An 8,485-nucleotide genomic window follows, 5' to 3' on the forward strand; every position below is an offset into this window, starting at 1 on the left:
CCCCCAAAAGCCTCTTCAAGCGCGGCTTCGAGCTCTTGCGGGCGGCTATCACCGCTGCTCCTAACGAGGCTAAGTACCCGCTGGAACTATGTCTGAAAGTTTTGTCCCCGTAGTCAGCATCTAAACACTGGCGGAATGTGGGTGGGAGCTGGAGATACCCACGTAGGAAGCGACTTGCTCACCGCTTGGTATGCACGCCACGTCCGCATCTTCTCGAATTTGTTTAGTATGGTGGCCCAAAACGAGAGGGTTCTGCTGCTCATCACAGCAGGTCACGTACCAATTCTGCGCGAGCTCATAAAAAGCAGCCAGGATCTTGAGCTCATTGACACACTCGATTACTTGTAGATAAACACTGCAAAATCTGTGGATAGATTTGGGACAAGAAGTACAAGCTGGCAAATCCACGCTCCTTGCCATCCTGAGCTGCCTAGAGAGGCCGACTTCGGGTCAGTATTGGCTCTTGGGGCGCCCCAAGCGGATACAAATGACGGCGTGTTGTCACGGTTGCGTGCGCGGCATCTCGGCCTTGTTTTCCAGGCGTTTCACCTTCTGCCTGAAATGAGCGCTTTGCTCTTCGTTCAACCATTTTGAGGCCGGTTCCTGAAAATTGACGGCTTTTCATCTCATGTAGGGAGTAAATAATGCCAAAGTTCTCACGTTTCTTTCACCTTTTCTTTTTCCTGTCCACCATCGGACTTGAAAATCTTGTATACAGACATGAATCATGAGAAAGGTAGTGGGATTCGGAGCATTTAAATCGTTAAATGAGAGAAAAATTTACTTGAACGAAGAGCTTTGGGAAACGTCATGCCGACTTTCCGCCCCCCCTCAACCAACTTCAGGAATAAAGAAACATAGTGCGTTTGGGTACTCTCTAGGCAGCAACCTGAGCGATTCTCGATATAAGGGAGATACTTCGCGGTGCTTATCCTTGAGCTGTTTGTGTCGTCTCCCTCAAAAAGCGCCACGCCACCTGCGACCAGCCCTCGAGCCGCTCGAACAGCCCCTCGAGCTCCTCTGGGAGAACCATATGCCCTGCGAGCTTGGTCGTCTCGCGCACCCTCACCGGCCCGGCGCTCCTGACCCGGTAGAGCACGCCGGTGTGGACGCGCTCGACCGGCGTCTCGCTGCGGTGGATGAGGCCGACGGCCTCGGCGAAAAAGGCGCCGATCTCGAGCTCTTCGCGAAGCTCTCGGTTTAACGCCGCCTCGATGAGGTCGCGGGCGTTGCCCATGTTCTCGAGCCCCATGTCTTCGGGATTGATGTGCCCGCCCAGGCCGATCGAGAGCTCCTTGTGCAGCCTGCTTTCGGAGCCGCCCGCGAGCCGCTCCACGAGCAGCACCTTGCCCCCTTGCGCCACCGCCGCGTAGGGGATGATCTGCCGCCAGCTCTCGTCCGCCTCGGCCTCGGCCCGGGGGCGGAACGCGCCGCCGACGAGCAGCCGCGCGTAGAGTTCGCGGCCGAGCGGCAGGACCTCACCCTGCGGCTTGGGCAGGCTGGCCGCGGGAACGCAGTAGACGTGCTCGGTCACGGTTTTACGCTAACACAAGACTCCGGGAGGGACGGGCTACTCGAGGCCGAAGGTCACCTGCAAGGTCACCGTGACCGAGAGCTGGCCCGCGGCCACCGGCACGTCGGCGCCTCGCACCGCCGATTCGTCCATGTCGAAGGCCGGCACGGGCGGCATGGGGTAGAAGTCCGGCGTCTCGCTGATGCTGAGCACCTCGCCCAGGCTCACGCCCGCCAGGCCGGCGAGCCTCTCGGCGCGGTCCCTGAGCGTCCGCATCGCCCGCTCCCTGGCCGCGTTCTCGAGCTGAGCGGGGTCTTCGAGCGTGTACTGCACGCTGCCGATGGAGTTGGCGCCGGCCCCTATGCTGAGGCCCAGGAGCTCGCCGACCCGGTCCACCTCGCGCACGGTCACCCGCACCGTGTTGACGACGCGAAAGACCGGCGTGGTCGGTTGACCCTCCGGGCTGTAACGCTCCTCGCGCCAGATGTTGAAGCCCACCGTGCGGATGTCGTGCTCCGCCACCCCGGCCCCGACGAGCGCCTCCAAAATAGTGGCCATCTCCTCGTTGGCCGCGGCGTTGGCCGCGGCGACGTCCTCGGAGACCACGTTCACGCCGGCCTCGAAAATAGCCATGTCCGGCTCGCCGTAGGCCGTGCCGGTGCCGACGACCGAGACGGTCCGCGCGCCGCTACCCGCGCCGCTACCCACCTGAGCCAGGGCGACGGCGTGAAGCGAAAGGGCGAGCAGCAAAGCGGTCAACAGTTTTCCCATCATCACTCCTTAAAATCTCTGAATACGCACTTGGTCCTGCGACGCTAAGCATGACGCTAAGCATTAGGCGCCGGAGGATGAGGATGCTGAAAGCGCAAGCAGGCGAGCTCGAGCCGTGAAGCTAGCCGAAAAGCTCGTTCACCTCGATCACGTCGGTGGGCGTCAGGTACTCGGTATCCATCTGCGCGAGCTGGAGCCTGCCCGAGACGTCGTCGTTGACGCCGTGCCAGTAGGTGTAGTTGTCGATCACCCAGATGCCCGACTCGCGGGTGCCGTTGCCCGAGCCCTTGACGCCACCGAAGGGCATGTGGGCCTCGGCGCCGGTGGTCGAGTTGTTGATACTCGTCATGCCCGCCTGGATCTTGTCCTTGAAGAGGTAGGCCCACTCGCGGCTCATGGTGTAGATGGCGCTGCTCAGGCCGTAGTCGACGGCGTTGGCGGTGTGGACGGCCTCGTCGATGCCGTCCACCTTGACCAGGTTGATGGTCGGCCCGAAGATCTCCTCTTGGAATTGCTGCATGCCGGGGCGCACGCCCTCCCAGACCGTCGGCCAGCCGTAGTAGGCCTCACTCGGCTCGCCGACGAAGCCGTCGGGTTTGCTCTCCTCGCTGATGCGGCCGTCGCCGTAGAGCAGGGTGGCCCCTTCGAGCCGGCCCCAGTCGTAGTGCTCCAACCAGCGCTCATAAAAGCGCCCGTTGATGAAGGGTCCGTAGACCACGTCCTCGTGCTTGACCGGGTTACCGATCTTGAGCCTCTGGGCGCCCTCCAAGAACTTGTGCCTGAAGCTATCGTAGACGGGCTCGTCGATGATCAGGTTGCCCGCCGAGGTGCAGCGCTGGCCGCCGGTGCCAAACGACGCCCACAGCGCGCCCGCCACGGCGTTGTCTAAGTCGGCGTCGCGCATGACCACGAGCGGGTTCTTGCCGCCGAGCTCGAGCGTGGGATGCAAGAGGTTGCGCCCGGCAACTTCACCGATGAGGCGTCCTACCGCGGTCGAGCCGGTAAAGGCGAACTTGTCGAGTAAACCCTCGTCCATCATCTCGACGAGGAATTCCCCCGCCGCCTCCTTGCCGCCGCCGAAGACCAGGTTGACCACGCCGCTTGGCAGGCCCGCCTCCTGCATCAGCTTCATGAAGGCGTAGGCGACCGCCGGGGCGTCCTCGGAGGGCTTCCAGACGACGGTGTTGCCGGTGACCAGGGCCGGAATTATCTTCCAGCTCGGCACCGCGATGGGAAAGTTGCCGGCGGTGACGATGCCGACGACGCCCAGAGGACGGCGGTAGGTGTTGAGCTCCTTGTTGTGCATCTCGGACGGCACCGTCTGGCCGTAGAGCCTGCGCCCCTCGGACTGGAAAAAGTGGCAGGTGTCGATGGCCTCCTGGACGCTGCCACGCGCCTCCTTGAGGGTCTTGCCCATCTCGCGGGTGACCAGACGGCTGAGCGACTCCTTCTCGCGCTCGAGCGCCTTGCCGATCTTGCCGATGAGGTCGCCGCGGACGGGCGCCGGTGTGTCCCGCCAGGTGACGAAGGCCTGCCGCGCCACCAGACAGGCCTCGCGGACCTGCTCGCGGCTCGCCTCGGGAAAGCTGCCCAGAACGTCACCAAGGTTCGGCGAGCTGCGCGACTCGAAGCTCTTGTCGCTGCCTACCTCTTTGCCGCCGATGATGTGCGTGAATGTCTTTGCCATAACCCTCCTTGCCGGCCACGCTGGCCTTCCAGCCCGATGCTAACACGCCCCTCGAGCCTCGGCAGGCCTCACCAAACGCTTGACCGCGGCGAAGAGGAATATGCCAGGTTGAACCGCAGATAAGCCTGCCTCTTCTCGCGATCTTGTTCCCGGAGTTTTTGACGTACTGAAGGCAGTTTGAGGTAAAGGCAATGACGACAGAACCCGGCACCTGTGTGTGCCGGGTTTAGGCTTGAACGGGCGGGTTTAGCTGCTTTTGCTGTCTGCGAGTTGCTTGTTGATGCGTTTGGCGAGGCGCGACTTTCTGCGCGCGGCCGTGTTCTTGTGCAGGGTCGAGCCCTTGACGGACCCCTTTGCCGCCTTGTCGATCAAACTGACGGCCACGCGGGTGAACTTGGTGGCGTCGTCGTGATTGCCCGCTTCCGCCGCGGCCACCGCCTTCTTGCTGAAGGTGCGAATGGTCGATTTCCTGGCGCGGTTGACCGCTCTCACCTCTTGCGACTGGCGGTGGTATTTCATCGCTGATCTGTTTCTGGCCATAATCCTCCAAAGGCTCGTCGAGCCGACAACTTTGGCATTTTAGCACGGTTTCGGTCCTTGGCGCAACGGCGCGCGAAACCCGAAATGAAACCCGGGCCAGCAGGGGCTAAGAGGCTTGTAACGGCTGGGGTTGCAAGATAGGGGCCTACCAGGAGGATCATCATGAGCGACGACAGAGGCAGAGAAGACAGAGGCAGAGAAGATAGCCGCAGGGACGACTCCGAGGCAGGGGACAGCCAGATCGAGTTGCCGAGGGACCGTTCGGAAGAGGGCCGCGTCCCCACCGGCCCCGGCATCGACCCCGCCTGGGACCGGGGCGACAGTAGCGGTCCCGAGCGCGATCCCAACCTGGACAGGGGCGGTCCGGAGGGTGGGACGCCGACTCCCGACGCCTCGAGTGATCGCTGACTCCTTGCGCAGGGTCCTCTCCGCTCGCGGGGCCGGGAGGAACGGAGGCGGGAGGAACAGAACAGAGCCGTCGATGCTCGCATGTTTGCACCCTGCATGGTCGCAAAAGGTGACAAGGCACCAAGTCGGGCGCCGACAAAGCTGCTACAACAAATCTTGACCTGAGGTTCATGAAGCTACTCACCAGGCTCGAGAAAAGGAGACCATCATGTCTGTAATCAAAGTGATCGAAGTCTTGGCGCAATCGGACAAGAGTTGGGATGACGCCGCCCAAGTGGCCTTGCAACATGCCTCCAAGTCCGTTCGTAACATCCAGTCCATCTACGTCAAGGAGATGCAGGCCATCGTCGAAAACGACCGCATCACCCACTACAGGATCAACGCCAAGATCTCGTTCAAACTCGAAGAGTAGTCTGCGGGTCTCGAGGCGATCTCTTCCCACTCAACTTTCAAAGGCCTCCTCGAATGCAGGCTTGAACAACAGTGACAGCGCGCGCAGAACCCGCTACCCTTCAAAAGGGGCTCGACTGAGCTCCTTTTGTGATTTCTCAGGCGAATGTCAGCGGTGTTCTACCGTCATCGAACCACCAAAAGGTGGAGACCTATTGAGGCGGTGATCAACGGTGAAGCGCTTTCGCGACCGCAAGGACGCCGGAGCGAGGTTGGCGGAGAAGCTTGCACATTACGCGGGCCGCGAGGATGTTCTGGTCCTGGCCTTGCCGCGCGGCGGTGTGCCTGTCGCCTTCCAAGTAGTCAAGGTGCTCGGGGTGCCCCTGGACATTTTCGTGGTGCGCAAGCTCGGCACGCCGGGCCACGAGGAACTGGCGATGGGCGCGATCGCCACGGGAGGTGTGCGGGTCTTGAACGACGACATCGTGCGTAGCCTCAGGGTTCCCGAAGACGCCATCGACGCCGCTGCCGAGAGGGAGGGGCGCGAGCTGGAGCGCCGCGAGCGCAGCTACCGTGGTGACCGGCCCGCGCCCGAGCTGCGGGGCCGCACGGTCATCCTCGTTGACGACGGCCTAGCGACCGGCGCCACCATGCGCGCCGCCGCCCAAGCGGTCAAGGCGCAAGGGCCCGCCAAGGTCGTGGTGGCGGTGCCCACCGCGGCGCCCGAGACCTGCGCCGCCCTTCGGGCGGAGGTCGATGAGATCATTTGCGCCGAAACGCCGCAGCCCTTTTACGGCGTGGGCATGTGGTACGACGACTTCGCGCAGACGAGCGACGAGGAAGTGCGCGAGCTTCTGGAGGCTGCAAAGAGGGTGAGGCATGGCCCGAGCCTTGGGGAGTGAGAAGACCGTTCGCCTCGAGGTGGGCCCCATCCGCCTCGGACGAAGCCATTCCTTACAGCGCGAGCCGGAAGGGCTCAGCCAAGAGATTCGGAACATCGCTCGCCCGCTAGCGGATGCAGGCGATCTCGACCCGCTACTGGACGCCATCGGCGACGCCCGCTACGTCCTCCTGGGCGAGGCCTCCCACGGCACCTCGGAGTACTACAGCTGGCGGGCCAGATTGAGCCAGCGCCTCATCCGCGAAAAGGGCTTTTCCTTTCTCGCCGTCGAGGGCGACTGGCCCGACTGCTACCGCGTCAACCGCTACGTCAAGGGCTATAGGGGCGCGGGCGAGAGCGCCCGCGAGGTTCTGCACGCCTTTGACCGCTGGCCGACTTGGATGTGGGCCAACTGGGAGGTGGTGGCCCTGGCCGAGTGGCTGAAAGGGCACAATCAGAGCCTCGACGAAGGGCGGAAGGTCGGCTTCTACGGCCTCGATGTCTATAGCCTCTGGGAGTCGCTGCACTCGCTGATGAGCTATCTGAAGCGGACGGACCCGGAGGCGCTCGCCGCCGCCGAGCGCGCCTTTCGCTGCTTCGAGCCCTACGGCGAGGACGTTCAGGAGTACGCGCGCGCCACCGCCTTCGTGCCCACCTCCTGCGAGGACGAGGTGGTCGGCCTGCTGGGCGAGCTTCGCGGCAGGAGCAAGCTGTACGAGAACGACCCCGAGGCGGCCTTCAACGCCGAGCAGAACGCCCTGGTGGTCGTGGGCGCCGAGCGCTACTACCGCGCCATGGTGAGGGGCGGCCCCGAGTCCTGGAACGTCCGCGACCACCACATGGCCGACACCTTGGACAGGCTCATGGTTCATCACCGGGCGCGTCAGGGCCAGAGGCCCAAAGCCATCGTCTGGGAGCACAACACCCATATCGGCGACGCCCGCGCCACCGACATGGCCAATGCCGGCATGACCAATATCGGCCAGCTCGCCCGCGAGCGCCACGAAGGCGAAGGTGTCTTTCTGGTCGGCTTCGGCTCCTACCGGGGCAGCGTCATCGCGGGCCGGAGCTGGGGCGCGAAGATGGAGCGCATGCCTGTACCGGAGGCCAGGGAGGGCAGCTGGGAGGAGCTGCTGCACGGAGCGGTCGGCAAAGATGGTTTGCTGCTCCTGTCGGGGGCCGAGGGCGACGCCCTCTTCGAGCCGCGCGGCCACCGCGCCATCGGCGTCGTCTACAACCCGGCGCACGAGCGCTATGGCAACTACGTCACAACCATCCTGCCGGAGCGCTATGACGCCTTTCTCTATCTGGATGAGAGCCAGGCGCTCCACCCGCTTCACCTGGCGTCCACCGACGGCCGCGAACCGCCCGACACCTATCCTTGGGGTGTCTAGTCCTTGGGTGTCTGGTTCTTGGGTGTCTAGTTCTTGGGGCGTCTAGACCGAGGGCGGGCCGTCACCGCGGAATGTAAGAGTTTCGCTACCTGTGCTCGCCTAGAGTACGAGTCGTCACGCAGACAATTGCAGTAGAACAGGTGATTCTCAGACCCCCGAAGACCGGCGACAAAGATTGCAAACCCCAGAAAGCCAGAAAGATTGCAAACCCCAGGAGGAAGATATGCGAACAACGTCCAAGCTTCTCTCGTCCCTGCTCCTCACCCTGTCCCTGTTGTTCACCCTGTCCCTCGCCGGGCTGCTCGGCTTGGCGGCGGCGCAGCAGACAACCCAGCAAGAGGCGCAGGCGAGAGCCGAACTGCAAGACGCCGACGGCAACACGGTCGGCCACGCCACCTTCTCGAGCAGCGACGAGGGCGCGGTTATAGTCCGGATCGAGCTCGAGGGCTTCGAGGCCGCGGCCGGCGGCGAGCACGGCATTCACCTTCACGAGACGGGCTTATGCGAACCACCCGACTTCGAGTCCGCCGGCGATCACTTCAACCCGACGGACGCCGAGCACGGCCTCTTGAACCCCGACGGGCCGCACGCCGGCGACCTGCCCAACATCCACGTCGACGAGGACGGCAACGCCTCCTACGAGGTGACCACGCTGCTCATCACCCTGGCTGAGGGTGAGAGGTCGATCCTGAACGGGGACGGCACCGCCCTGGTCATCCACACGGACGCGGACGACCACATCAGCGATCCTAGCGGCGAGAGCGGTGACCGCATCGCCTGCGGCGTGGTCGAACGCGTGGATCAAGAAGCCCAGGCCGCAGGCGGTGAAGCGAGCGAGGAGATTGCGGAGCGGGAATCCGAAGACGACGCCGACGAAACCGACTGACGAAGCGCGGGGGGGG

9 protein-coding genes are annotated in these 8,485 nt (G+C 63.4%); 5 read left to right on the forward strand and 4 right to left on the reverse strand.

Annotated elements, in window-relative coordinates:
* Positions 1 to 928: 928 nt before the first annotated feature.
* The 4 genes from M3498_03290 to rpsT all read right to left on the reverse strand — a co-directional run bounded on the left by M3498_03290 (position 929) and on the right by rpsT (position 4,514).
* Positions 929 to 1,534 carry an NUDIX hydrolase gene (locus M3498_03290; protein ID MDQ3458320.1) on the reverse strand — a complete coding sequence of 202 codons (606 nt, stop codon included), beginning with the start codon at positions 1,532 to 1,534 and terminating at the stop codon, positions 929 to 931.
* Positions 1,535 to 1,570: 36 nt separating this feature from the next.
* Positions 1,571 to 2,287, reverse strand: coding sequence for an SIMPL domain-containing protein (locus M3498_03295; GenBank protein MDQ3458321.1), 717 nt, complete (start codon positions 2,285 to 2,287; stop codon positions 1,571 to 1,573).
* Between the two features lie 118 nt (positions 2,288 to 2,405).
* Positions 2,406 to 3,971, reverse strand: coding sequence for an aldehyde dehydrogenase family protein (locus M3498_03300; protein ID MDQ3458322.1), 1,566 nt, complete (start codon positions 3,969 to 3,971; stop codon positions 2,406 to 2,408).
* A 246-nt stretch (positions 3,972 to 4,217) separates the two neighbouring features.
* Complete coding sequence (gene rpsT / locus M3498_03305; GenBank protein ID MDQ3458323.1) at positions 4,218 to 4,514, reverse strand: 30S ribosomal protein S20; 297 nt, start codon at positions 4,512 to 4,514, stop codon at positions 4,218 to 4,220.
* Between the two features lie 159 nt (positions 4,515 to 4,673).
* Here rpsT and M3498_03310 point away from each other — a divergent pair, with 159 nt between their 5' ends.
* From M3498_03310 to M3498_03330, 5 genes are all read left to right on the forward strand, one after another.
* Complete coding sequence (locus M3498_03310) at positions 4,674 to 4,919, forward strand: hypothetical protein (GenBank protein MDQ3458324.1); 246 nt, start codon at positions 4,674 to 4,676, stop codon at positions 4,917 to 4,919.
* A gap of 208 nt (positions 4,920 to 5,127) precedes the next feature.
* On the forward strand, positions 5,128 to 5,331 hold the full coding sequence (locus M3498_03315) for a dodecin family protein (GenBank protein MDQ3458325.1): 204 nt from the start codon (positions 5,128 to 5,130) through the stop codon (positions 5,329 to 5,331).
* A 211-nt stretch (positions 5,332 to 5,542) separates the two neighbouring features.
* Positions 5,543 to 6,211 (forward strand): phosphoribosyltransferase, encoded by a 669-nt coding sequence (locus tag M3498_03320; protein MDQ3458326.1) that lies wholly within the window; start codon positions 5,543 to 5,545, stop codon positions 6,209 to 6,211.
* Complete coding sequence (locus M3498_03325; GenBank protein MDQ3458327.1) at positions 6,189 to 7,583, forward strand: erythromycin esterase family protein; 1,395 nt, start codon at positions 6,189 to 6,191, stop codon at positions 7,581 to 7,583. The genes M3498_03320 and M3498_03325 overlap by 23 nt, the downstream gene beginning before the upstream one ends.
* Positions 7,584 to 7,806: 223 nt before the next feature.
* On the forward strand, positions 7,807 to 8,469 hold the full coding sequence (locus tag M3498_03330; GenBank protein ID MDQ3458328.1) for a superoxide dismutase family protein: 663 nt from the start codon (positions 7,807 to 7,809) through the stop codon (positions 8,467 to 8,469).
* The last annotated feature ends 16 nt before the right edge of the window (positions 8,470 to 8,485 follow it).

The sequence above is a fragment of the Deinococcota bacterium genome (genome assembly GCA_030858465.1).
Classification (GTDB): Bacteria; Deinococcota; Deinococci; order Deinococcales; family Trueperaceae; genus JALZLY01.